Source organism: Snuella sedimenti, assembly GCF_016428595.1.
Taxonomy (GTDB): domain Bacteria; phylum Bacteroidota; class Bacteroidia; order Flavobacteriales; family Flavobacteriaceae; genus Snuella; species Snuella sedimenti.
Genome location: NZ_JAELVQ010000001.1, coordinates 22,506 through 48,304 on the forward strand (window position 1 = coordinate 22,506; position 25,799 = coordinate 48,304).

Genomic DNA, 25,799 nt, shown 5'->3' on the forward strand with positions numbered 1-25,799 from the left:
CTCATTAACCTTTTACATCAAAAGCATCTCTTAAAGCATTTCCAACCATCATAAAAGCCATTACGATAGCCATGATACAAAACCCCGGTATAAGCGCCAAATAAGGTTTTCCTAGTATAATGTAGTTGTAATGATCTTTTATCATCGCCCCCCAACTTGCCATAGGTGGTTGTGCTCCTATGCCCAAAAAACTCAGCCCGCTTTCTATTAAGATAGCCGCCGCAAAATTAGCTGCCGATATAACGATAACAGGAGCCATAATGTTTGGCAAAATATGCTTGGTAATTATTCTAAAATCACCAAAACCTAAAGCCCTAGCGGCTGTTACATATTGCATCTCCTTAACACTTATTATTTGACCGCGCACCACTCTAGCAACTTCTACCCACATGGTCAAACCAACAGCAATAAAGACTTGCCAAAACCCTTTTCCCAAGGCTAATGTTATGGCTATAACAAGCAACAGTGTGGGTATGGACCAGGTAACATTTATAATCCACATAACAAGTGCATCAAGCTTTCCTCCAAAATAACCAGCAATACTCCCCATAAACACTCCAATAACGAGGGATATAAAAACCGCAACAAAGCCTATAAAAAAAGAAATACGTGTCCCTACAAGCACACGGCTTAGCAAATCTCGACCATATTTATCTGTCCCAAAATAAAAAGTTCTCTCCTTAATAAAATCGGCTATATTGTAATCGTAAAATTCGGACAGGTCAACAACCTTCTCTTGCCCCTTCAAACCATCAGACGCATACTCGGTATAGGTCAATGTATCCCCCTTTACACTAAACTCGGAAATCGGGATTTCAGTAACAGCATTAATATCACCAAAAAACAACTTGTTAAAGCCACTTTGCTCTATATTTAACTGTGATGGCATCACGAGCATGTTAATTTTAAAACCCGGTGGCTTTGAGTGAATAGCCAAATGCATTTGATTGGCATACCTCGAATTATCCGGAGATATCGTATAAGCGAATACCGCAACCAAACCAACCAATACAATAAAACAAAAACTAAAAACGCCCCAAAAGTTCTTTTTAAACTTTTGGAGCGCTAAATGTTTTAGCGAATTGGATTTTTGAATCATTAGAAACCTATTCTTTTATAGTCGCTACTTTTTTAACTGCATAAGACATTTTTAAATCTGTCAAAACATTTAAAGCTTCTTCTATATAAACATCTCGACTTAAGCTCTCATGCCAACGCTCTCTTTTTTCTTTTAAATCGGTAGTATCTTGCTCAAAAAGGGATTTTTCATACGTCGTAGAATCGAATGTTAAGTTCGTCTTGTAATCTGAAATAGCATCAAAACGCTTCGCTTCTTCTTCACTTAATTCCATATCGGCTTTATACTTCTTATAGTTTAAAGAAAAAACCGTTTCATCAATTTTATTTTTTACCCACTTAGCATTCTCTTCAATAAGTCTTAATTGTTCATTATGCCCCATTCGGTCTTTACTTTTACTAATGGTATTCTCGTAGTCGAAATAGTTTTCCCATGGCACAAAATCAGCAGCATCAATCTCATCCCAAGGCAAAGGGTTGTCTTTATCTTTTTCCCCTACTTCTATAAAACTAAAACGCCCCGGCACTTTAACATCACTTTTAACACCTTCTAGCTGCACAGACCCCCCACTAATTCGGTAATACTTTTGTGTGGTTAAAGCAAGAGCTCCTAAATCTCCACTTGTATTATTTTGAAGCATATTATTTAGATTAATAACATTTTGTACAGTTCCTTTTCCATAAGTTTGCTTGCTACCTATAACAATAGCACGCTTATAATCCTGCATAGCAGCAGCCATTATTTCTGAAGCTGAAGCCGAGATTTCATTAACCAAAATAACCAAAGGCCCGTCCCAAGCTATCGATTTATCCCTATCTTTTAAAACCTCTTTCGCTCTACCGGTACTGCGAACCTGCACCACAGGTCCTTCTTTTATAAACAAACCTGCCATATCCACAACAGCAGGCAATGATCCACCTCCATTATTGCGTAAGTCCAACACAAGGCCTTCCATACCTTCAGCTTTTAGGCGCTCAATTTCTGCTTTTACATCTTTGGCCGCATTTAATTTCTTGTAATCTTGAAAGTCTACGTAAAATGCTGGCAAATTAATTACTCCAAATGTTTTCTCATCCTTTTTAACTACCGAAGATTTTGCGTAGGTTTCCATAATCTCCACAACATCCCTAGTAATGGTGATATCTTTTATGGTACCATCTACTTTTTTAACTGTTAAGGTTACTTTTGTTCCTTTGGGGCCTTTAATATACTTTATGGCATCATTAATTCGCATCCCTACAATGTTTACAGGAAACTCTTCATCTTCTTGCTTTACTTTCAATATCACATCTTCAACCTCTAGTTCTTTACCCCTCCAAGCAGGCCCGCCTGAAATCAACTCAACAACTTTTATATAATCCATTCGCTTTTGCAGCCTCGCTCCAATACCTTCTAATTTTCCTGACATGCGTTGATCGAAATCTTCTTTGCCTCTTGGAGCCAAATAATACGTATGCGGATCGAACTCTTCAACAATGGTATTTACGTAAACGGCAAACCAATCTTCTCTTTGTAAATCATCAATATTGTCATTAAAATAGATGTCAATCGATTTTAAGGTAGCTTCCCTAGCTTCTTTTTCTATCTCTATTTCAGTTTTCATGACATGGGAAGCGTCTTTTTCCTTAGCGCGCGTTTCTTGATTGTATATATCGTCATAATAAGAAAGTGTAGAAAACTTAAGCTGTTTTCTCCAGCGTTCTTTCATTTCCTTTTTATTCTTTACGAAATCGCTATTCTCATAATTTGTATCGAATGTTTCATCTATAGAATAATCGAACGGCTTAGACAGCACTTCTTTATATATTTTCTTTACTTCTTCTATACGCTGCAGCAACCTTGAATTCACTAAATTAAAAAATGAAATATCCGCAACCTTTACCTGGTCATCAATATCTAACTTAAACTTTTCGAACTCTTCAATATCTGACTGGTAAAAATAACGTTTGGCCGGATCGGTAATCCCAATATAGTCCTCAAAGAAATCAGCAGAAAAATCATCATTAATTTCAATTGGATCGAAATGTCCTTGTTGTAAAACAAACGTAATTACTTGCATTAACAACTTATCTTTATCTGGATCACTAAACGTCTTGGCTGTAAAACTGCATGAGGCAAATGCCAACATAAAAACCAACAATAATACTTTATAATTCCTTTTCATAATTTTCTTCATCTCTTAACTATTTCTTTACCATATTTAGGTCGTAAAACTTTAATATTACTTATCTCCCTAAAACCATCAATTTATTTTGCACTAAAATAAAGAAAAATCCATGCCAATAAAGATTTGTCCACCTAATTTTTTGTTAAACCAAAGAAATAGGGTGTTTACAAAGGAAATTATGTATTTTAGCAACGCTGTATTTTAAGGATATATATGACAAAAAGACCGCTTATATTAATTACTAACGACGACGGCATTAATGCCCCAGGAATACGAACACTTATAGACATTATGAATACCATTGGCGATGTGGTAGTAGTTGCTCCCGACAGCCCACAAAGCGGTATGGGACACGCCATTACACTCGATTCTACACTATATGTCCAACAGGTTAAACTTGGCAATGACTCGCAACCGGAATACAGTTGTTCCGGAACGCCTGCCGACTGTGTTAAATTGGCTATACGCGAAATACTAGATCGTAAACCTGACTTATGTGTTTCGGGCATCAACCACGGCTCTAATTCTTCCATAAATGTCATTTATTCAGGAACTATGAGCGCCGCCATAGAGGCTGGTATTGAAGGCATTCCCGCTATTGGTTTTTCATTACTCGACTATAAATGGCATGCTAATTTTGAAGCCACAAAGCCCTATGTAAAAAAAATAACAGAACAGGTTTTAGAACACGGTTTACCAGACGGTGTTATTTTAAATGTTAACATTCCTAATATTCCTAGTAAGGATATAAAAGGCATTAAGGTATGCAGACAAGCCAAAGCCAATTGGGTTGAAGAATTCGACAAACGTAAAAACCCACAAGGCAAAGACTATTACTGGCTTACTGGAAAGTTTGTCAACTTAGATCATGGGGAAGACACAGACGAATGGGCCTTAGAAAACGGCTATGTTTCTGTGGTTCCGACACAATTTGATTTAACCGCCCATGATTACATTCAAAATTTAAACAACTGGAATTTAAATGCTTAAAAAGAAAGATATCTTTATAGGACTTATGGTTGGCTTGATAGCCAATGTCATTGGACTCATATTAACCGCAACGTTGTTAGGTAATGACAACGATTTTATAACGGTAATAAAAGCTGCAGCTACTGAAGGTTTCTTAGGTAAACTAATTAGCTTGGGTGCTATTTTGAATCTGATTGCTTTTTTTATCTTTATAAAAAAGAAACAGGATTACCGTGCTAGAGGGGTTCTATTAATTACGGTACTTATTGCTGTTTTCACCTTTGTCTTTAAACTTATTTAAGTATTATTAATGAAGTACTACATTATAGCCGGCGAAGCATCAGGCGATTTACATGGCGCCAATTTAATGAAAGCCTTATCAAAAGAAGATGTTAATGCTAATTTTCGTTTTTGGGGTGGTGACTTAATGCAGGCTGTTGGTGGCATTTTGGTAAAACATTACAAAGAACGGTCTTTCATGGGGTTTGCCGAAGTCATTAAAAACGTATCTAAGATTTTTAAAGATATTTCTCTATGTAAGCACGACATTGAAGCCTTTAATCCTAACGTTATTATATTTATTGACAATTCGGGTTTCAACTTACGCATTGCTAAATGGGCTAAAGCAAAAGGATTTAGAACCAACTATTATATTTCACCTCAAGTTTGGGCGTCGAGAGCCAATCGTGTACATGCTATAAAAAGGGATATCGATGCCATGTATGTTATACTCCCTTTTGAAAAAGCATTTTATAAGGAACAATTCCAATACGATGTTAATTTTGTCGGTCACCCTTTAATTGATGCGATTTCTGATAGGGTTCAAATTGATGAATTCGAATTTAGAACAAAGCACTTACTCAACGATAAGCCCATTATTGCACTTTTGCCCGGTAGCCGAAAACAGGAAATAACAAAGACGCTCTCACTCATGCTTAGCTTGGCAGACAATTATAAAGACTACCAATTTGTAATAGCTGGGGCACCAAGTCAAGATTTCGAATTTTACAAAACCTTTATTAACAAGTCCAACATTGGTTTTGTTGCAAATAAAACCTATGACCTTTTAAGCATTTCTTATGCCGCAATAGTTACTTCGGGAACAGCTACATTAGAAACCGCTTTATTTAAAGTCCCTCAGGTTGTTTGTTACAAAGGCAGCTGGCTTTCTTATCATATTGCCAAAAGAATCATTACTTTAAAGTTCATATCATTGGTTAATCTAATCATGGATAAAGAGGTTGTTACCGAACTTATCCAAAATGATTTTAACAAAAAAAGACTGAAGAAAGAAATGGATCGCATTTTAAACCCAACTGTGCGTTCTAAAATATTTTTAGACTATTACGAATTGGAAAAAATATTAGGAGGCAAAGGTGCCAGTAAAAAAACTGCTGAATTAATTTTTAATACGCTTAACACATCAGATTAAACAAATGAAGAGGCTTATTTTCATAGCGTTCATTACTTTGCTTACAGGTAGTTGTAAGTCTAGCAAACAAGAAAAAAAAGTGACCTCTAAAATAATTATTGCACCTTCTGCTATAGACCGACCTTTTACCGGCCACAAAAAAGCTGCGGCTATAGATTCCTTAAAAATAGATACATCGGCTTCAAAAGCTGAAACCATTATTACTTATGCCAAGCAATTTGAAGGGGTACGGTATAAATGGGGCGGCACCACAAAAAACGGCATGGATTGCTCGGGACTGGTGTTTGAATCTTTTAGAGCCTCCAACATTCTACTTCCAAGAATTTCGCGTGATATGGCTAAAAAAGGCAATGAAGTTCCTTTAAATAAGGTTAAAAATGGCGATTTATTATTCTTTAAAACCCAAAACAGAAGAAACACCATTAATCATGTAGGTTTGGTAATAACCTCAAACAACAAAAACATTAAGTTCATTCACGCAACAACCCAAAGAGGCGTTATTGTTTCGTCCTTAACTGAAAATTATTGGAAAACATCTTTTGTTGAAGCACGCAGGATTTTGTAAGATATTTTTTATCTTACAAACTTATGAAACTACTTAACTTTACAATAATTAAGTTAACATGTTGCCTTATTACAGGTATCCTTATTGGTTATGCGTTGTCCCTTTCAATTGCAATAAGCTTAATGCTTACCCTTACGCTGTTGGGGGCACTCATCATTATATATTTTATTATTAAAAATCGGTTTACCAGAACCATTTGGTTTGGCTCTGTCACCTTTTTGCTTATGATTGCTATAGGCATACTTACAATAAACTTTAACAATCCCCAATTTAATACCGACCACTACTCAAAATACATTAGGACTAAAGAAGATTCACTTCAAACCATCACCTTTAAGGTTCGAGAGGTTCTTAAACCTACAAATTATCATGAAAAATACATCGTAGAGATTTTAAAAATAGATTCTACCGGAGTCAAGGGCAAGTCCCTTTTGAACATTGAAAAAGATTCTGTATCCCACAAACTTAAAGTGGATGACATTCTTATTTCCAGAACTAACTTTAAAACCATTCCTAAACCACTAAACCCTTATCAATTTAACTATAGATCTTATTTAAAAAAGAAATACATCTACCATCAAATCTTTACCAATAAAAAATGGCTTTTACCTGTCAGATCCAAACCACACACACTATTAGGAATAGCAAACAGTATTAGAGAACATATCAACACAAAGCTTAAAGCATATACTTTTAAACCAGGTGAACTGGCTATTATCAATGCCTTGCTTTTGGGTCAGCGCCAAGATATCGATGACTCTATATACTCCGATTACGTCAATGCAGGAGCGATACACATTTTAGCAGTTTCCGGCTTACACGTTGGCATTATTTTGCTAATTCTCAGTTTTATATTAAAACCATTGGAAACTTTTAAGCATGGGAAACTAGCAAAGACTGTCATTCTTGTGTGTATCTTATGGTGTTTTGCCATCATTGCAGGACTATCCGCTTCTGTAACAAGAGCTGTAACTATGTTTAGTATTGTTGCTATCGCCATAAACCTTAAAAGGCCTACTAACATATTTAACACACTTGCGATAAGTATGTTCATTATACTACTTATAAAACCCATGTTTTTGTTTGATGTCGGTTTCCAGCTAAGTTATTTAGCAGTATTTTCCATTGTAAGCATTGACCCGTTGCTGTACAAGCTTTGGCAGCCTCGATACCGAATAATTGACACATTATGGCACACCTTAACCGTAACACTATCGGCACAGTTAGGCATCTTACCTCTTAGCCTATTTTACTTTCACCAGTTTCCGGGATTATTCTTTGTGTCAAACTTAGTTATTGTTCCTTTTTTAGGCATTATACTAGGCTTGGGCATACTGCTTATTGTGATGGCTTTATTAAATATACTTCCGGATTTTTATGCATCCTTATTTGCCAACATGATAGATTTTATGAACCGTTTTGTTAGATTCTTATCTCAACAAGATCGTTTTATAATTACATCTATCTCATTTAATTTTCTATTCCTGATCTGTGCCTACTTTTTACTAATTGCATTAATAAACAGCTTTTGCAAAAGAACTTATAAGCGTTTTGTTTGGCTCCTAACTGCTATTGCTTGCTTTCAATTATCTTATATTTATACTACGTATAACATACCGAAACACCAATTTGTTATATTCCATAAAAGTCGACAAACCTTACTGGCGAATACGCTAAAAAACAAAACCATTATCGCTCATGATATTAAGAACACACCTTCTCCTTCCATAAAGCCCATTGCTGACTACACAACGGGAAGTCATATTGACGAATTGGAAACCGACAGCCTCCAATCTGTTTATATTTTGAATAACAAGATATTACTAGTTATTGACAGCTTAAGTGTCTATAATATAAAATCATTTAAGCCTGATTATGTATTGTTACGGCAGTCGCCGCAATTAAATTTAAACCGTTTAATTGACTCTTTAAATCCCAAATACATTATTGCTGATGGCAGCAATTATAAATCCTATACAGCGCACTGGAAACACATATGTAAGAAACGAAAACTCCCTTTTCACAATACTGGCAAAAAGGGAGCTTTTATTATAAACTATTAAGAGACTGTTTAAAATTCGTTTTTGAAATTTGTTATAGGTCATTTTTTTGCCAATTAAGGCTTTAAAACCGGATTTTAGCAGCGCTAAATGAGGATTTTCATAACGAAAAGTGGTGAAAAAAGGGGCATAACAAAACCAAAAGGTGGAATTTAAACAGTCTCTAAATATTATCCTTGAAACTCAGGTTTAAAAGCTTTGTAGTAAGCATTGAATTTTTCCTGTGTATCCATGTCTTTATGCGCATCTGCTTTAAATAGCTTTAAATACAGCTCCAAATCTTGTGGTTTTTTATAGCCTTTTATTGGAGCAATCAATTCCCCTTTTTCATCTAAAAACACAATGGTTGGGTAAGCCGTGATTTGAAAATAACGGGACAACTCGTGAGGCGAATTGCGTCTATTGGCATTTTCAGGCTTATAACCCGGATTTTTAAATGTCCTATCCTTAAAAGCAACTACATCATTACCTTCTGCATTAAACTTTACGGCGTAATAATGTTTGTTTACATAATTGGCTACATCCTCATTGCGAAACGTATTTTTATCCAACATTTTACAAGGCCCGCACCAATTGGTGTACATGTCTATCATTATCTTTTTTGGGTTTTTCTTCTGTAGCGCTACAGCTTCTTGAAGTGTTACCCAATTAATTTCCTGTGCTTTGGACGTAACCAAAGTCAACAAAGCCAATATAAGCGTAAATCCTATTCGTTTCATCATGCTATTTTTTTATAATATTATTTGCTACTGACAACCATTGTTGGGCACCGCCGCGAACAAATCCGGTCTTCCCTAAGCTATTCAAATTCATTTTACCATCGGGCTTCTTTTCTGGATTTACAAAAAAGACAGTAGGGTAACCTCTTACTTTAAAAATTTTCTGTAATTGGTAATTTTGAACCTTAACGGATTGTTCCTGGGGTGTTCGTCTTGGAAAATCCAATTCCATTAAAACTACATTATCCTTGGCCCAAACTTCAAAATCCTGCGTTTGAAAAACTTCCTTTTGAAGTTTTTTACACCAACCACACCAGTCGGATCCTGTAAAGAACATCAATACTGGTTTCTTCTCTTTCATAGCTATTTCAGACGCCTTGTTCATATCTGTATGCCAAGTCAATTCCTGGGAAAAACTTGTAGTTGACACAAAAACGATTAACAATAGCGCAAGTAAGACTTTCTTCATGTTTATTTTTTTTGAACTAACAAACCAACTCTTATGTTGCAAAGTTCGCTCCTAACTTACAAAAAAAGCCCCTAAACAGGGGCTTTTTGAGTTTATTTTAACGATTTTATCGATTAACGTATTCCGTGCATCAGTTTTTTAAGTACAGGATTCAAAAGTATTGAAATTGTCCCAACCCCTATAGGCACTAAGGTAAATATCAAAAAGAAGGTCCCCAATGAGTATTGTTCGGAAATCTTATCGATCATACCCCCCATTGTTCCAGCAGCTTTTTGCCCTACTGCAATAGCCAGGTACCAAACTCCAAACATAAAACCAATCATTCTTGCAGGCACCAACTTACTTAAATAGGACAAACCAACAGGTGACAAACACAACTCACCCATAGTATGGAATAAGTAAGCCAATATTAAAAAAATCATGCTAACAGAAGCTGTCTTTGCTCCAGATGGAATCTCGGAAGCTCCAAAAGATAACACAGCAAAACCTACCCCTAACAATATGAGTCCTAACCCATATTTCATAGCTGCACTCGGATTATATTTACTCTCCCACCATTTTGAAAACAATGGTGCCAACGTAATAATGAAAAATGAATTTAAAATTCCAAACCAAGTTGCCTCAATTTCATTTCCTGCTTCAGAAAATTTGTTAATCAATCTAAAAATCACTAAAAACCAAATCCCAATAAAGGCAATTGACAAAACAATATTAGACAAGCCTATTTTAGAAAAAGTCTTCTTTGACAGTAAAATAAGTACCCATGTAATTATAATAAGAGGCACCGTAGTTAATAAAGCATCAATTACTTTAAAAACCATAGCTGAATTACCCACTAAGCTTCTATTGGTATAATCCCTTGCAAATAGTGTCATGGATCCCAATGATTGCTCAAAAAATGCAAAAAAGAACACTGTAAAAAGTCCAAAAACAGACACTGCAATGATACGATCCCTTACTACCGGAATATATCTTGCTATTCTTGTCACAAGTAAAATTAAGAATAAACACAAAGCAGTTAAAACAACTACGCTAGAACCATCTAAATTACCAATTTTGAATGGCGCCAAACTAGTCCCTTCAATTTTCTCAAGAGGATCATTAAATAAATAAAGCAACCCACCAACTGACGAAAGCACTATTAATATTTTATCAAATAATGTAAATGGGTTTAACTTTTCAGCAACATCTCTATCTTCATTTATAGCAGTATTTTTCTCATTAATATTTTGAAGTAATTCGACTTCATATACTTTATTTGGCTTAGCTCCTATGGATCCAAATAAACTTCCAGCCAACCAAAATTGTAACATCCCTAAGAACATAAAAATCCCAGCCAAACCAAAACCCCAAGACCACCCGTAGTTTTCTGCCAAATACCCACAAAGCATCATCCCAAAAAAGGCTCCTGCATTTACCCCCATATAAAAAATAGTATAAGCCCCATCTTTTTTAGATTCCTTGCCCTTATACATTTCTGATATTATAGATGTTATATTCGGTTTAAAAAAACCAGTTCCAATCACCAATAAAGCCAATCCCAAATAAAATGTTGCAGTTGTTTCCAAAGCCATAGCTGCATGTCCCAGTGTCATAATAGTACACCCAATTACAACTGCCAGTCTGTACCCCGTAATCTTATCTGCAATCCAACCACCTACGATAGGCGTTAAATATAACAGAGATGCATAGGTACCAATTAACGCTAGGGCATGTTCCCTTGGCCATTCCCAACCAGGGTTTTCACTTGCAAACGGTGCTGTTAAAAACAACACTAACAATATACGCATGCCATAAAAGGAAAAGCGCTCCCACATTTCGGTAAAGAACAGTACAAATAAGCCTGCCGGATGACCAATGACTTTATCTTTAAAAAGATTTTCGATATCAGTATTCATAAAAGAATTTTAATGGTTATAATTAAAAGATTCCATATTAAAGAAGGTAAATTATTAATTACTTGCTAATTCAAAGTCTTCTACTTCTTCAGAATGCATAACACGCTCTTTATCCTCGGCACCATGCGTTAAAGCTTCCAGTTTTTTACGAAAAACCATCACCAATCCTCCAAATACAATGGCAAAAACAGCTATTCCTGTAAATACAGCAAACTCTCCTAGTCCTTCAGCCGATTCACCCAACAAACCTGCTAGTTTGTTCCCAAAGCCTGTCATGGCAAAATATACCCCCATCATTAATGAGGCATATTTAACTGGTGCTAATTTTGTTATAAACGATAGAGCCACTGGAGAAATACATAGTTCACCTACAGTATGGAATAAATAAGCTAACACTAACCAATACATAGCCGAAGCTCCCGCACTGTTAAATTCTGCAGCAGCTGCTGACATAAAGAAAAAACCAGTACCCATGATTATTAAACCAATAATCATTTTAAACAATGACGATGACAACTTCCCTTTTAATTTCCTATTTGCCCAATATGCGGCCACTGATGTACCCAAGAAAATAATAAACATTGCATTTAAGGATTGAAACCATGAAGCTGGAACTTCCCAGCCTAACAACATTCTATTAGTATTATCCTTTGCATAAATATTCATAAGTCCTCCTGCCTGTTCAAAAGCACCCCAAAATACTATAACCAATAAAAAAGAAACAAACAATACAATAATTCGATCCTTTTCAACCTTAGTTAATGGTCTACTCATATCTTCTTTGTCTTTTTCACTTCCGGAAGTTCCCAAAAAGTTACCAACATGCTTTAAGTGTTTCTGACCTACTAAATACTGGATCAAACCTAAAGCCATTCCTATACCTGCCAAACCAAAACCATAATGCCAACCATGCACTTCTCCTACATAACCAACGATTAAACTTGATAGAAAAGCACCGACATTAATTCCTATATAAAAAATAGTAAATCCTTTATCTCTTCTAATATCACCTTGCTTATACAAACCTCCAACCATGGTAGAGATATTCGGCTTAAGCATTCCTACTCCTAAAATAATTAGACCTAAACCTGAATAAAAGGCCCACAATTGCTCAACAGCTAAAATACTATGACCAGCCACCAAAAGAATACCTCCATAAAGCACAGCTTTTTTCTGTCCTAAAAATTTATCGGCTATCCAACCCCCAGGAATTGACGCCACATACACTAACATGGTATACCAACCATATAAAGCCAAAGCTTCTCCATTAGTCCAACCTAATCCTGGGTTTACATCGCTTGTTGTCTGCACTAAATACAATACCAATATGGCCCGCATTCCGTAATAAGAAAAACGCTCCCACATCTCAGTAAAAAATAAAACATACAACCCTACAGGATGTCCAAATAGTTCTTTTTGTTTAATTGTAGCCGAATTTGTCATAAATCTATTTAATTAGTTAGTTTTTTCTATCCTTTAATTTCTATTGCTTCTTCTTGTTTCTTTCCTTCAACTTGACGTTTATCCCCAAGGTTCTCATGGATAAAACGTGTCATTTTTTTATACAAATGCAAACGCGTATTCCCCCCGTATATCCCATGATTGTCATCTGGGTATACTGCCCATTCAAATGGTTTATCGGCCTGAATTAAGGCTTCTACCAAGCACATGGTATTTTGCAAATGTACATTATCATCAGCAGATCCGTGCACCAATAAAAAATCACCTCTTAACTTGTCTACATGGCTTAAAGGTGAATTATCGTCATAGCCTTCTGCATTTTCCTGTGGTGTCGTCATATAACGTTCGGTGTAAATAGAATCATAAAACCGCCAACTGGTTACAGGTGCTACAGCAATGGCCATTTTAAAAACGTCGTTTCCTTTAAACAAGGCATTACTACTCATAAAACCACCAAAGCTCCATCCCCAAATACCTATGCGACTGGCATCAATATAGGGTAAATCCCCTAACTGTTTGGCTGCTTCTATTTGATCTTCTAATTCATACTTCCCTAATTGAAGCTGTGTCATCTTTTTAAATGCAGCACCTTTATAACCGGTTCCCCTACCATCTACACATACAATAACATAGCCTTGTTGTGCTAAATGTTGGTACCAATAATCATTAGCACCATTCCATCTGTTAGCTACTGATTGTGAACCGGGTCCTGAATATTGATACATTAGTAGCGGATATTGCTTAGTAGCATCAAAATTGGCAGGCTTGATCATCCACATGTTCAGATCATTTCCGTTAACATGAATTGTACTAAACTCTTTTTTGGAGGTTTTATATTCTGAAAGTTTTTGTGACAGAACGTCATTATCCTTTATACTCTTGGTTAAATCACCCGATGCCGCACTGTTTAAAGTATATTCTGTCGGCGTTGTTGCACTGGAAAATGTATTGATAAAATATGAAAAATCGGCACTAAAGGCAGCATCATTGGTGCCTTCGTTTTTAGTAAGCCTTGTTTTATCCCGTCCGTTTAATTTAATTGCATAGACATCGCGATTAATAGATCCATTCTCTACGGATTGATAAAACACCTTGTCGTTTGCCTCATCATAACCATAGTAATTAGTGACTTCCCAATTGCCTTTGGTGACTTGGTTTATTAGTTCGCCGGCTTCGGAGTAATGGTAAATATGGTTATAACCGTCTTTTTCACTCGTCCAAATAAAACTATTATCTTTTAAAAATGTGAGGTTATCTGTAACGTCAACATAGGCTGGGTCGTTTTCGGCAATTGCAATACGCGTCGTATTGGTTTTTGTATTTATCATCCATAAGTCCAATGTATCTTGATGCCTGTTCATAAATTGAGCACTCAAAACATCTGGCTTATTAGACCATTTAATACGTGGTATATAAAAATCGTTGTACTGCTTACCAACCTCTACTTGTTTTGATTTATTAGTAGCTAAATCATAAACGTGAAGTGATACAACAGCATTTTCCTCTCCTGCTTTAGGATATTTAAAAACCTGCTGTGTTGGGTACAATCCTTCGCCGTAAATATCCATTGAAAATTCGGGAACATTGGTCTCGTCAAAACGTAGAAATGCCAATTTATTACTAGCGACATTCCATTCAAAGGCTCTTACAAAGGCAAATTCTTCTTCATAAACCCAATCGGTTATACCATTAATGATTTTGTTTTTTTCACCATCAAACGTTATTTGTGTGGTTTTACCCGATTGTAAATCTTTAACAAATAAATTGTTATTTAGGCCATAAGCTACTTTCGTTCCATCTGGTGAGAATGTCGGCTCCTGTATTTTTTTATCTGAAACCGCTATTACAGATCTATCTTTTACGTTATAAACATAGTAGTTAGCAAGCGATGATCGTCTGTATATTGGCTCTTCGTCAGTTGCCAAAATAATTTTACTTTCATCATTACTAAATGTATAGTTCGTAAAATAATTTAGTTCGTCTATGTCGCTCGAACTAACCAACGTCTTTAGCTTCTTTAAAGTTTTATAGTTGTAAATATCTATAGATGTAGACCTTGTTACTCTATCTAGATTAAGAACAGAGTATTGCCGACCATCAGCCATGGAATGCAAAACATCCATACCTTCTGTTCTAAAGGTGCCATTCCAAATCAATTTAAGGGTAATTTCTTTTTCTTGAGTAAATAAAAATGTAGTAAAAAAGAGGCAAACAAAAAGTGAAAGCTTTTGACGTTTCATTTAGATTTCTTGATATTTCAAATTAAAAAATGTTTATTTCTCAAAACGGGGTCAAGTTTACTAAAAATTCTATAAAAAACCCTAATTATTAACACTTAAATAACGAAATACCCAAAAGGAAATATTAAATATTCATTTCAAGATATAGTATCTTTGCTTTGAAAATAAAAAGATGCTATGAGCAAATCCATTTCTGGCTTTTCAAAACTATCCAAATCAAAGAAAATCGATTGGATTGTTAACACGTATTTTTCCAACTCGGAAGCTGCAAAGCGTATTTTAAAACAATATTGGAATACCGACGAAAAAATACAGCAGCTACACGATGAGTTTATAGAAAACACCATAAGCAATTATTATCTTCCGCTTGGTGTAGCACCTAATTTCTCAATTAATGGCAAGCTATATACGATCCCAATGGTTATTGAAGAAAGCTCGGTAGTTGCTGCTGCTAGTAAGGCTGCTAAGTTTTGGCTAGACAGAGGAGGCTTTAAAACAACCGTAGTATCTACCACCAAAATAGGTCAAGTACATTTTATGTTCCACGGCGACCCTAATAAGCTGCAAACCTTCTTTAAGCAAGTAAAACCGAAGCTTATAGGAGACACAAAAGCCATTACCAAGAATATGGAATCCCGGGGCGGTGGTATTATAGACATCGTATTGCGTAATAAAACCCAAGAGATTCCAGGCTACTACCAGCTACATGCTTCCTTTGAAACCCTAGACGCTATGGGTGCTAATTTTATCAACTCCTGTCTGGAACAGTTTGCAGAAACTTTTAAAAGGGAAGCACTACTTTTTGACAGCTTTTCGGAAGATGAAAAAAATATTCAAATAGTAATGAGTATTTTGTCTAATTATGTTCCGGAGTGCCTAGTACGTGCCGAAGTAAGCTGTAAGGTAGAGGATTTACAAGAAGGTAAGGTTTCGGGTGAGGCATTTGCTCAAAAATTTGTTCAGGCAGTTAATATTGCCGAAATAGAACCGTATCGTGCTGTAACCCACAACAAGGGTATCATGAACGGCATAGATGCTGTTGTTTTAGCTACAGGAAATGATTTTAGAGCTATAGAGGCCTGTGTTCACGCCTATGCATCAAGAAAAGGAAGATACGCTAGCTTAACCCACGCAAAAATTGAAAACGGCATATTCACCTTCTGGATCGAAATCCCATTAGCTTTAGGTACTGTTGGTGGTCTTACGGGATTACATCCCTTGGTAAAATTGGCGTTGGAATTATTACACCATCCATCGGCGAAAGAGCTCATGCAAGTGGTAGCAGTAGCGGGACTCGCTCAAAATTTCGCCGCATTACGCTCGCTCACAACCACAGGTATTCAGCAAGGTCATATGAAAATGCACTTAATGAACATTCTAAATCAGTTTGAAGCTAGTGAAGATGAAAAGCTTAATCTAACGAAGCATTTTGAAAACCACACTGTATCACATAGTGCCGTTGTTGAAGCCCTAAAGGTATTAAGAGCAAATAAATAAAGGATGAGCAATTATTACAGTAACGGAAAACTACTGCTTACAGGTGAATATGTTGTTCTTGATGGGGCTTTATCACTGGCCATCCCTACCAAATTTGGGCAATGGTTGGATATAACTCCCATAAACGAGCCCAAACTTATTTGGAAAAGTATTGATGCTGATGGTACGGTTTGGTTTGAAGACACTTTTACATACAAACCACTTAGTTCCTTCCTACAGCATAATGATACTAGCAATACCTTGATACAGATTTTAAATACGGTAAAGACTCTAAATCCTGATTTTTTAAAACACGATTCGGGATATGTGGTTACAACAAAATTGAACTTCCCCAGAAATTGGGGGCTTGGCACCTCCTCTACCTTAATAAACAATATGGCGCAATGGGCCAAAATCGATGCTTATAAACTATTGGAAAGTACTTTTGGCGGTAGTGGTTATGACATTGCATGCGCTCAAAACAACACTCCCATAACCTATCAACTAACTAACAAAGTTCCTTTAATTAATACGGTTAACTTTAATACACCGTTTAAAAACGATTTATACTTTGTGTATTTAAATAAAAAACAGAACAGCCGTGATGGGATTAGACATTACAACGCAAACAAAGGAAATGCCCGTACAGCCATTTCAGAGATCAATGCTATTACCACACAACTAATTTCATGTCGTTCACTTGAAGAATTCGAAAACCTTATAACAGCACACGAGACCATTATTTCCAAACTTATAAAGATCCCTCCTATAAAAGAACGTTTCTTTAAGGATTTTAAAGGGAGCGTAAAAAGTCTTGGTGCTTGGGGTGGTGACTTCATTCTGGTTACTTCCAACACACCTCCTCATGACTATTTTAAAAATAAGGGCTTTGAAACACTCTTACCCTACAACGATATGGTTCTTGACTTGACACCATAAAAAAAGCCTCAATTAAGAGGCTTATATTTTCTTTTTACAAGACAAACTCTACTGAACTTGTGTCCTAGCTCTGTTATCTTCAATTTCAGAAGCTTCTTTTAACGCATTGTACAGTTTAGTATTCACAACATTTGTTTTTTGTTGTTCAACCCTATTTGCTGCAGCTTGGTAGTTATCAAGTTCTACCGCTGGTGTAACTTTTGTAACCTGAACCATGTACACACCATTGGCACCTTCCAACAATCCAGATGTTTCTCCTTCATTTAATCCAAAAGCCGTTCCAACAACAAATGGTTCTCTTCCTGCTCCAGATATGGTTGGATTTTTCATGTTTATAGCAGATGCCGTTCTTACATTTACATTTTCTGTAGAAGCCACATCTTCTAGTGTTGTTGCAGATATGCGATCTTTAATAAGCGCTGCTTTCTTTTCTTTACGGATGATTGGTAATACCGTTGCCGTAGCATCTTCTACAGACATTAAACCGGCATCATGCTTGGCTACCAATTGCACTATAGCATAGCCTCCATTAATATTGAAACGCTTTACTGCCCCTACTTCTTTACCAGATTCAAACGCCCAACGCACAATAGGTCTTTGATTACCAATACCAGGAATATTTTCATCTAATGCTTTAACACCATTAACCGGACGTACCGTATATTTACTCTCTGTAGCTACTTCTTGAAAATCTTTTTCAGCTACCGCAACCTCAAAACTAGAAGCTTCTCTAAATACTTTATCGATGGTTGCATCAGAAGGTTCTATCTTTCTTGCAATAGTTGCTACTTGTACTGCTTTCTTTTTATCGTTTTGACCTTCAATTTCTATAATATGAAACCCGAAAATTGTTTTTACAACACCCAAATCACCAACTTTACCTTCAAACTCAAAGTCATTAAACTCTTGAACCATCCTATTGTATGGATGCCAATCATATCGTCCACCGTTTGCCACACTACCTTGATCTGAAGAAAACTCTTCTACCAATTCCGGGAACTTAGAACGGTTAGATTTAAGTACTGTTAAAAGACTATCGGCAGTTGCTTTAGCTTGAGCTTCTGTTTGTGTTACATCTGCTGCTGCGCTACGTGCCCCTATAAAAGGAATTAAAATGTGTCTTACTTTAGCTGAATCTGGAATTTGCTTAACGGCTACCATCTTAGATATCTTAAAATAACCGTTGTCCTTATATGGGCCATAAACCGCTCCTACCTTCAAGTTATAGATACTATCGGCTACAGTACTAGGTAAACTGGACTTAAACACAAAACGATTATCAAACTTGATATCTGAATTTGAATTTACAAAAGCTTCATTGTCTTCTGTATTTAAAAATCCTGTTATTGTTTCTGTAGCTTTGGTGGTCTTATTGTACTCTTCCCTATTGTTCAATAAACTTTGAAGCTCTGCTTTAATGGCTTCCTCATCAGCAACAGTAGCCTCTTCCTTAAACTCTACATATTTAATATCTCTTGAGGCTTCTACCTTAAACTGTTTCTTGTTTTTATTAATGTAGTTTGAAATATCCGATTTTGATACTGTAATTGTGCTATCAGCTATAGATGAATAAGGTACTTGCACATATTTAATATCAACTGTATTACCTTCTAGTTTATGCTCTAGCTCACCTTCTGCAAGTGTTCCAGTTAAACCGGCCTTAACCAAATTAAAATAATTTTGTTGTAAAGCTCCCGAGGCCAAAGAATTTTCATAACTAATCCACTGTTGGTATACTCCTGGCGACGTTTCTTTTAAAGTAGCAATGTGTTCGTTCATCTTGTTTTCGTCAAACAAACCTGCTTCATTCTGAAAATTAGGATTTGTGCTTAACGCTGTTTTTAACAAATCCTTCATTTGATCCTTTTCTACAGAAAGCCCCAACTCATCAAATTGCGATTGCATAATAGCTTGCCTTACTTCTTGCTCCCAAACGCGGTTCATAACCTGCGTATTCGTTGCCGAAGGCCCTGCTTGTTGCTGTGCAGCCTCTACTTTCTGTAAAAAATCTTCACGTGTAATATCTTTACCGGCTACGGTTCCAACAATATTTTGTGACTTTGCACTTAATGCATCACTGTTTTTAAATAAATCTGCTAATACAAAAGAGAATAAGGCCAACGCTATAATTAATATTAGAAATAAGGAACGTTGTCTGATTTTATTTAAAACTGCCATTTGTTATTTATTTTTTTATAAAACCCTTAATAGGATTTAGCTTGTTAAATTATTTTTTTATTAAAATTAAAGCGTAATTATTGCTTTAAAAACCTATTACCGACAAAAATATCGTGCGCGAAAATACCATTTTCTATTTAATAATAAAAGCAGAAAGGCGCAATAATTAGAATATTCTTATTGACACTAGTCTTCTTCAACTAGCTTAAGTTCTACCAAATCAATCTTGGTGTTTGATACTTCAGAAATTGTAAATTGAAAACCGCCTATTTTAACCACCTTGTTTCGCTCAGGAATTTCTTCGGTATGGTTAACGATCAATCCGCCTAGGGTTTCATAATTCTCACTTTCTGGCAAATTAATTTTATAGGTTTCGTTAATATAATCCACCTCTAATCGTGCCGAAAATATATAGGTACCCTCATCAGTGCGTTCTTCTTTCAGTACTACAGTATCATGCTCATCTTCAATTTCTCCAAAAAGTTCTTCTACTATGTCTTCTACAGTCATAATACCCGATGTCCCTCCATACTCGTCTAAAACGACTGCAATACTCTTACGCTTCTTTGTCAGCACACTAAGCACATCTTTAATAAGCACTGTTTCGGGTACAAACTCCACAGGAAGCATGATATCTTTAATAGCCTTAGGCTTTTTAAACAATTCAAAGGAATGCACATAGCCCAGAATATCGTCTATGGTATCTTTATACACTAATATTTTGGAACACCCTGACTCTGTAAACAACACATTTAGGGATTTTATGGAATCCTTTATATCTACTGCAATGATTTCGGTTCTGGGCACCATGACCTCACGCGCCTTTACCTCGGAAAATTCCAATGCATTTTGAAAAATCTGAATCTCACTATCCACCTCATCATGCCCCTCTGCAGACTCCATTTGCTCGCTAATATAATTACCCAACTCTACTTTTGTAAAAGCCATTTGAATTTGGTCACCTTCTGTTTTAAAAAAAAGTCGAAGTAAATTATCTGAAATCCAGATTACGAAATCGGAGATAAAAGAGAACAAACCGTAAAACACATAAGCAGGAACAGCCAAAGCCTTAATTAAAGTGTTTGCATAGATTTGAAAAAACACCTTGGGTGAAAATTCGGCTGTAATTAAAATCACTACCGTTGAAATGACTGTTTGTGAAAGCAGACTTAAATCGGTAAACATATAATTAACAAATCCCGATTGTGTAGGCAACATGGACTGAAACCAATTAACTAACAAGTCTCCCATAAAAAACCCATAAATTACCAAAGCTATATTATTACCTATAAGCATGGTAGTAATAAATTTTGAGGGCTTAGCCGTTAGTTTGGCCAATACCCTGGCCAATATGCCTTCTTGCTTTTTCTCAATCTCTATATGGATTTTATTAGATGACACATAGGCGATCTCCATCCCAGAAAAAAAAGCGGAAAGTAATAAGGATACAATAATGATAACTATATCCAAACTCATTTAGTCTGATTTATCCCTGTTTTGAAATTTTTTATGGAATTTCCTTCTAAAAAAGTACATAAAAATAGCCAAAGCTGCCAATCCAAAGGAAACATACGCCCCATGCGTACCATCATTCAGTTTTGTAAAACCATCATAAAGAAACAATGCTGCAAAGGCAAGATAGGCATACTGAAAAATCTTAGAATACTTCATCTATATAAATTTACCGTTTAATGAAAACGGAGTAGATCCTCCATTTTTATTACGATGTAAAGATACATAAATTTAAAGAGACTGTTTAAAATCCACCTTTCGGTTTTAACAAAGATGTTTTTAATAATTTATAGCATATAAAATAAATTACTCAACTACTCGTCCAGTGTAACAAACCCGTTAATTTCCAACACTTCGGCATTAGTTAACTTTGAGTTAGAATCAAAACCATTACCATTGATTACATTTAAGCCTGTTCTAAATGTTACAGGTTTATTGGTAAACAACCACTCTTTCTTTTGATAGTAATACAACTGTTCGGCATACAAGGTATCATTGTCTTGGGTAGCTATAACAACATTCCCTTGCAAATCGATCAAATCTGCCTCAAGGTAATTAATCGCATAATCGGCCACTACCACACTTTTTTTATTATCGTCATCAAACAGATCTAAAACAATACCTTCTGGAAATTCGTAAAAAGGAAAGTCTCGATTAGAATAGTTCAATATTTTAGGACTTATAAGAACTGCTTTTACTTTTCCCGAATCGGTATAAACGGTATTTGTGTTGTAAGAAACCCCTATAGGTTCATTTTGTGAAATATCAAGCCCACTAACGTCATTCAAATTATTATTACACGAAAAAAACATAGTCACAGTAATTACTGTGACTATGTTCAATATATTATGTGTATAATGTAGCTTCATTTATATTTTAGGAACTGTAACCGAAGCACCTATCCAACATCCAATTTTAATAGTTTCCCCACTATTTCCTGCGGTGAATATCTCAGCCTTATTTGGCGCTTTAGCTTTGTAACTTGCTTGCGATTGTGCCGCTGCCTTTTTAAGGGTAGGATCTACACGACCAGCTTTAGCTGCTTCGGAAGCCGCTAGCCAATACACAGCTCTTTTATTAAAATTCGTGTCCCCACAATCTTTTGCACTGGCTGCATACATAGCTGCAATTGACAAATAAGGACGGCCGTTAGATGGGTTGGCCTTTAATGCTTGTCTAAAATAATTTCTAGCCTTCGCATATTGCCCCTTTGCTTTAAGCTTTAAGGCTATTCTATTATAAAGCTTCGACTTCTTGAACGAATCGGTCTCTAAGTCAATCGCTTGTTGATAAAATGTAATCGCTTCATTTTGTTTTCCTTCTTTATCCTTTAAGATCCCTAAATAATAAGCAGAATTAGCTGAAGGACTTAACTCGTGGTATGCATTTACCAACTTAAAGAATAACGGATCGTCTGTACAATCTTTTTCAGACATTTTCCCTGCTGCTCTTTGTAACCAAACCGCATTGGTTTTATTCTCTTCAAAATCTTTTTGGTACAGTGGAATTAAGTTTTCACAATTAGCACGGTTACCCAACTTGCTATCGATACTCCCCGAGATTTGATCGTAGGCCTTTAAGTAACTCTCATAGTATTTTTTGTACTTCTCTTCTTTCTTGGTTAACTCGGTACCTGCTTCTTCCTTCTCAATAATTTTATTAAGGCTTCCAGAGTAATTTTTCACTTCTTCTTCTACCTTTTCTACTACATCATCATACTTGTTAAACAAATCTTTTGCTGGTTTCTTCCCTGCATCGTATAAATCTACCATTAAAGAAAAGTAAGTATACAAACTTTTAGGGTTTGTAAACGTGCCTTTGTCCAAGTTGTAAGCGGTATCAAAACACGTGTATAACTCTTCTTTCGATTTGTTCAATTCTTTTCTATACTCGTACATCAATTGGCAGCCTTTTGCCGCATATTCTCCTTTAGGCGTTTTACTTGCAAAGTTTTCAGCGCGCTGTTCCCAAAGTTTTAAAAGGTCGTTTATGTAAGCAACTTTATCGGCTCCAGTAGCCTTTTCTATTTTATGCTCTAAAATATCTTCGCCATCACTATAAATAGCAATATTAAATCTTGGACATTTAGTCCTTACATCCATCCAAGGCTGATACGCAGCTTCATAATTTTTTGCTTTCCAATACTCATGGAATATAGACAGTTTACTCATGCACTCCTCATCCTGTTGCGCAAAACCTAAATTCCCCCCTATAAATAGCAGTGTTAGTAATAATGTAATTTTCGTATTCATAATTTTAGTTTTATGCTTGGTTACTCATATTTTCGCTTTTGAAACCATCTGTCGTTTAAAGATAAACTTATGTGTAGGTTTATAAAATTCTCCTGTATTAAATTACTGTTTGTCGTCCCTCTTTTACCTATTTCTACACCTAGATTAGCATTCGATAAAAACCCACCAACTGGTAAACCTGCACCAAAAGTAATGCCAAACTCATTAATTGACTCATTTTCTATATTTAATCCCGTTTTTTCATGATACAATCCAGCTCTGTACACGACGCGTTTAAAATACCCATTAAATGCATTGTATTGAGGAATATAAAAACCTCCTAAAGAAATTTTTGAAGCATCTTCATATCGGGTTGTACTACTGCTGTACAAGGGGTTTGAAAAATCACTTGTTTTTTGGTATTCCGATTCTATACCTACAAACCATTTTCTTGGCTGACCAATTCCAGCACCAAATGATAACCTAGACGGCATAATTAGTTCGGTTTCTTGCAAGCCCATGGTTTCCAAATCAACATCAATCGTATTTACCGGAATTTCCTGACCGGTATTGGAATTAATGACAATAGTTGAAAACGATCTTTTGTTCAAGGATGTTAAATTGCTTTCTGGGGTATAAGTAGCTCCAGCTACCAGCTCTAACTTCTTATTTAGCATTGTTTTATAAGACACTCCCAAATTTAAGTTCAATCCGCTTAAATCAGATCTATTGTTTTCCCTAGATTGGTATTGTACTAACTGTCCATCAGAATCATAAGCAAATTCTATGGTACTGTTTTGCATATTCCCAAAGTTATAATTTACATCTATTCCAATACTAAGTCCCTTAGCCAGCATATAACCAAGTCCTAAATACGCTTTATTAACACCACCTTGTCCTCTAAACCTATTTATAACAGTGCCATCGGTATCTACAGACTCTAACTTATAGCCTACCGAGGTATATGGCAACAAACCAAAACCAAAACCAAACTTACCCATTGGAATTGACAGAGCCAAATAGTCGAAAGTCGTAGCATTTGCTTTATCACTTCCCGAATTACTTTTTAAATTTAAACTGGAATGACTCCCACCTACAGAAAACTTAACCGGACGGGTTTCATTATTTAAAAGCATTAAATTCTCACCAGCATAAGACGCAGGATTTCTTAAATTTATATGAATACTATCAGTATAAATACTTAATCCTCCCATACTTCTGTTCTCTACAGTACCTTTAAACTTAAGGCTTCCTATACCATAAAACGAATAAGGAGAGGCTGTACCCTCTTGACCATAACTTTGAATTGCAAAAGCTGCAATAAAAACTAATACAAGTTTTTTTATCATTAGTTTGAATTAAATTTTAAAATATAGTTCAATCCTTGTAAAAGGAAATTCGAGTTGGCAAATATGCTACTTTTTAATTGTTTAGACAAGAAATTAGCGTCGCCCCCTGTTAAAATAACTGTTAAATCTGGATATTTTAGACGATATTCTTCTATAAGGCCATCTATTTCTCTTAAAATACCATTAACAACGCCCGAATGTATCGCGCTATTGGTTGAATTACCAATAAGATTTTCCGGCTCCTCGGTTTCTAGCAAAGGTAAATTGGCCGTTAGATCATTTAAAGATCGATAACGCATCCTAATGCCCGGTGAAATGGCACCTCCCAAATATTTTGTATCTGCTGTTATAAAATCGTAGGTTATACAGGTACCAGCATCGATAATCAAAGCATTTTTGTTAGGAAATTGGCTAACAGCAGCACTAACCAATGCTATCCTGTCAATTCCCAATGTACTAGGCGTTTTGTATAAATTTAAAAAGGGTAATTTTGTTACTGTACTTAACACCATTACATCAAAGTTTCTGTGAATATAATCAAGTACATTCTTTTCTATTTCCCCAACAGATGAAATTATTGTCTTGTCAATTTCGTACTTCGCCCCTAAAGTAGCTATTTGATCTAAAATAGCTTCAATAGCAATAATTCTCTTCTCTACCAGATCGTCATTATTAAAAACAGCAAGCTTTACAAAAGAATTCCCTACATCAATTACTAAATTCATAGTGTTTTAAAAGCTGTAAATTTACAAAACGTATCACTTGTAATATTTATTATTTGATATTACTTACAAAAAGCACTTTACAATTGGTGTTCCCTAGTCACAATTATTAGCAATAAACTTAATTTACAACATTAAAAACCTACATTTTAGCACCTTACAAAACAATCGTTATTAAAAACGTATTTTTTTGTAATTTTGTTTTGGCGAATAGCAAAAATGAATTTATATTTGCAACCGCAATTAGCAACTGGTACCTTAGCTCAGTTGGTAGAGCAAAGGACTGAAAATCCTTGTGTCCCTGGTTCGATTCCTGGAGGTACCACATAAAAAT

21 protein-coding genes and 1 tRNA gene are annotated in these 25,799 nt (G+C 35.6%); 8 read left to right on the top strand and 14 right to left on the bottom strand.

From position 1 onward, the window contains the following. Nucleotides 1–4 precede the first annotated feature (4 nt). Nucleotides 5–1,099, bottom strand: a complete 1,095-nt coding sequence (locus tag JF259_RS00105) for an ABC transporter permease (RefSeq protein ID WP_199111835.1) — start codon at nt 1,097–1,099, stop codon at nt 5–7. 7 nt (nt 1,100–1,106) lie between these two features. After that, entirely contained in the window at nt 1,107–3,242 is a 2,136-nt protein-coding gene (locus JF259_RS00110; protein ID WP_199112609.1) for a carboxy terminal-processing peptidase, read from the bottom strand. Between the two features lie 216 nt (nt 3,243–3,458). Between JF259_RS00110 and surE the strand changes: the two genes are divergently transcribed. Genes surE through JF259_RS00135 form a run of 5 tightly spaced genes read left to right on the top strand, consistent with a single transcriptional unit; the run spans nt 3,459 to nt 8,274 of the window. Then, nucleotides 3,459–4,235 (top strand): 5'/3'-nucleotidase SurE, encoded by a 777-nt coding sequence (gene surE / locus JF259_RS00115; RefSeq protein ID WP_199111837.1) that lies wholly within the window; start codon nt 3,459–3,461, stop codon nt 4,233–4,235. Next, nucleotides 4,228–4,515 (top strand): hypothetical protein, encoded by a 288-nt coding sequence (locus JF259_RS00120; RefSeq protein ID WP_199111839.1) that lies wholly within the window; start codon nt 4,228–4,230, stop codon nt 4,513–4,515. The genes surE and JF259_RS00120 overlap by 8 nt, the downstream gene beginning before the upstream one ends. Before the next feature lie 9 nt (nt 4,516–4,524). Beyond that, nucleotides 4,525–5,646 carry a lipid-A-disaccharide synthase gene (gene lpxB, locus JF259_RS00125; RefSeq protein ID WP_199111841.1) on the top strand — a complete coding sequence of 374 codons (1,122 nt, stop codon included), beginning with the start codon at nt 4,525–4,527 and terminating at the stop codon, nt 5,644–5,646. Nucleotides 5,647–5,650: 4 nt separating this feature from the next. After that, nucleotides 5,651–6,211, top strand: a complete 561-nt coding sequence (locus tag JF259_RS00130) for a C40 family peptidase (RefSeq protein ID WP_199111843.1) — start codon at nt 5,651–5,653, stop codon at nt 6,209–6,211. Between the two features lie 23 nt (nt 6,212–6,234). After that, nucleotides 6,235–8,274 (top strand): ComEC/Rec2 family competence protein, encoded by a 2,040-nt coding sequence (locus JF259_RS00135; protein ID WP_199111845.1) that lies wholly within the window; start codon nt 6,235–6,237, stop codon nt 8,272–8,274. 167 nt (nt 8,275–8,441) lie between these two features. Here the strand turns inward: JF259_RS00135 and JF259_RS00140 are convergent, their stop codons facing one another. From JF259_RS00140 to JF259_RS00160, 5 genes are all read right to left on the bottom strand, one after another. Then, nucleotides 8,442–8,993 carry a thioredoxin family protein gene (locus JF259_RS00140; protein WP_199111847.1) on the bottom strand — a complete coding sequence of 184 codons (552 nt, stop codon included), beginning with the start codon at nt 8,991–8,993 and terminating at the stop codon, nt 8,442–8,444. 1 nt (nt 8,994) lies between these two features. Next, on the bottom strand, nt 8,995–9,459 hold the full coding sequence (locus tag JF259_RS00145) for a thioredoxin family protein (protein WP_199111849.1): 465 nt from the start codon (nt 9,457–9,459) through the stop codon (nt 8,995–8,997). 113 nt (nt 9,460–9,572) lie between these two features. Further along, a complete protein-coding gene (locus JF259_RS00150; protein WP_199111851.1) occupies nt 9,573–11,357 on the bottom strand; it encodes a peptide MFS transporter in 1,785 nt (594 codons plus the stop codon). 54 nt (nt 11,358–11,411) lie between these two features. Beyond that, nucleotides 11,412–12,800: a peptide MFS transporter gene (locus JF259_RS00155; RefSeq protein WP_199111853.1), complete on the bottom strand. Its 1,389-nt coding sequence runs from the start codon at nt 12,798–12,800 to the stop codon at nt 11,412–11,414. 26 nt (nt 12,801–12,826) lie between these two features. After that, complete coding sequence (locus tag JF259_RS00160; protein ID WP_199111855.1) at nt 12,827–15,058, bottom strand: S9 family peptidase; 2,232 nt, start codon at nt 15,056–15,058, stop codon at nt 12,827–12,829. A 177-nt stretch (nt 15,059–15,235) separates the two neighbouring features. Between JF259_RS00160 and JF259_RS00165 the strand changes: the two genes are divergently transcribed. Together JF259_RS00165 and JF259_RS00170 are read left to right on the top strand one after the other, a co-directional pair. Next, on the top strand, nt 15,236–16,555 hold the full coding sequence (locus JF259_RS00165) for a hydroxymethylglutaryl-CoA reductase, degradative (protein ID WP_199111857.1): 1,320 nt from the start codon (nt 15,236–15,238) through the stop codon (nt 16,553–16,555). Nucleotides 16,556–16,558: 3 nt separating this feature from the next. Then, entirely contained in the window at nt 16,559–17,473 is a 915-nt protein-coding gene (locus JF259_RS00170; RefSeq protein ID WP_199111859.1) for a GYDIA family GHMP kinase, read from the top strand. Nucleotides 17,474–17,521: 48 nt separating this feature from the next. On the opposite strand, the gene JF259_RS00175 is transcribed toward JF259_RS00170, so the two are convergent. From JF259_RS00175 to JF259_RS00205, 7 genes are all read right to left on the bottom strand, one after another. After that, nucleotides 17,522–19,651 carry a SurA N-terminal domain-containing protein gene (locus JF259_RS00175; RefSeq protein ID WP_199111861.1) on the bottom strand — a complete coding sequence of 710 codons (2,130 nt, stop codon included), beginning with the start codon at nt 19,649–19,651 and terminating at the stop codon, nt 17,522–17,524. Nucleotides 19,652–19,837: 186 nt separating this feature from the next. Continuing rightward, the gene (locus tag JF259_RS00180) at nt 19,838–21,127 is read right to left on the bottom strand and encodes a hemolysin family protein (protein WP_199111863.1); all 1,290 of its coding nucleotides are present in this window, start codon (nt 21,125–21,127) and stop codon (nt 19,838–19,840) included. Next, the gene (locus JF259_RS00185) at nt 21,128–21,322 is read right to left on the bottom strand and encodes a hypothetical protein (protein ID WP_199111865.1); all 195 of its coding nucleotides are present in this window, start codon (nt 21,320–21,322) and stop codon (nt 21,128–21,130) included. It lies immediately after the preceding gene. A 155-nt stretch (nt 21,323–21,477) separates the two neighbouring features. Beyond that, nucleotides 21,478–22,032 (bottom strand): LPS export ABC transporter periplasmic protein LptC, encoded by a 555-nt coding sequence (lptC, locus tag JF259_RS00190; RefSeq protein WP_199111867.1) that lies wholly within the window; start codon nt 22,030–22,032, stop codon nt 21,478–21,480. After that, nucleotides 22,033–23,415, bottom strand: a complete 1,383-nt coding sequence (locus JF259_RS00195) for a tetratricopeptide repeat protein (RefSeq protein ID WP_199111870.1) — start codon at nt 23,413–23,415, stop codon at nt 22,033–22,035. A 20-nt stretch (nt 23,416–23,435) separates the two neighbouring features. Further along, the gene (locus JF259_RS00200) at nt 23,436–24,743 is read right to left on the bottom strand and encodes a hypothetical protein (RefSeq protein WP_199111872.1); all 1,308 of its coding nucleotides are present in this window, start codon (nt 24,741–24,743) and stop codon (nt 23,436–23,438) included. Continuing rightward, complete coding sequence (locus JF259_RS00205; protein ID WP_199111877.1) at nt 24,743–25,468, bottom strand: type III pantothenate kinase; 726 nt, start codon at nt 25,466–25,468, stop codon at nt 24,743–24,745. The genes JF259_RS00200 and JF259_RS00205 overlap by 1 nt, the downstream gene beginning before the upstream one ends. A 249-nt stretch (nt 25,469–25,717) precedes the next feature. On the opposite strand from JF259_RS00205, the gene JF259_RS00210 reads away from it, so the two are divergent. Further along, nucleotides 25,718–25,790, top strand: a tRNA-Phe gene (locus JF259_RS00210). Nucleotides 25,791–25,799: the final 9 nt, after the last annotated feature.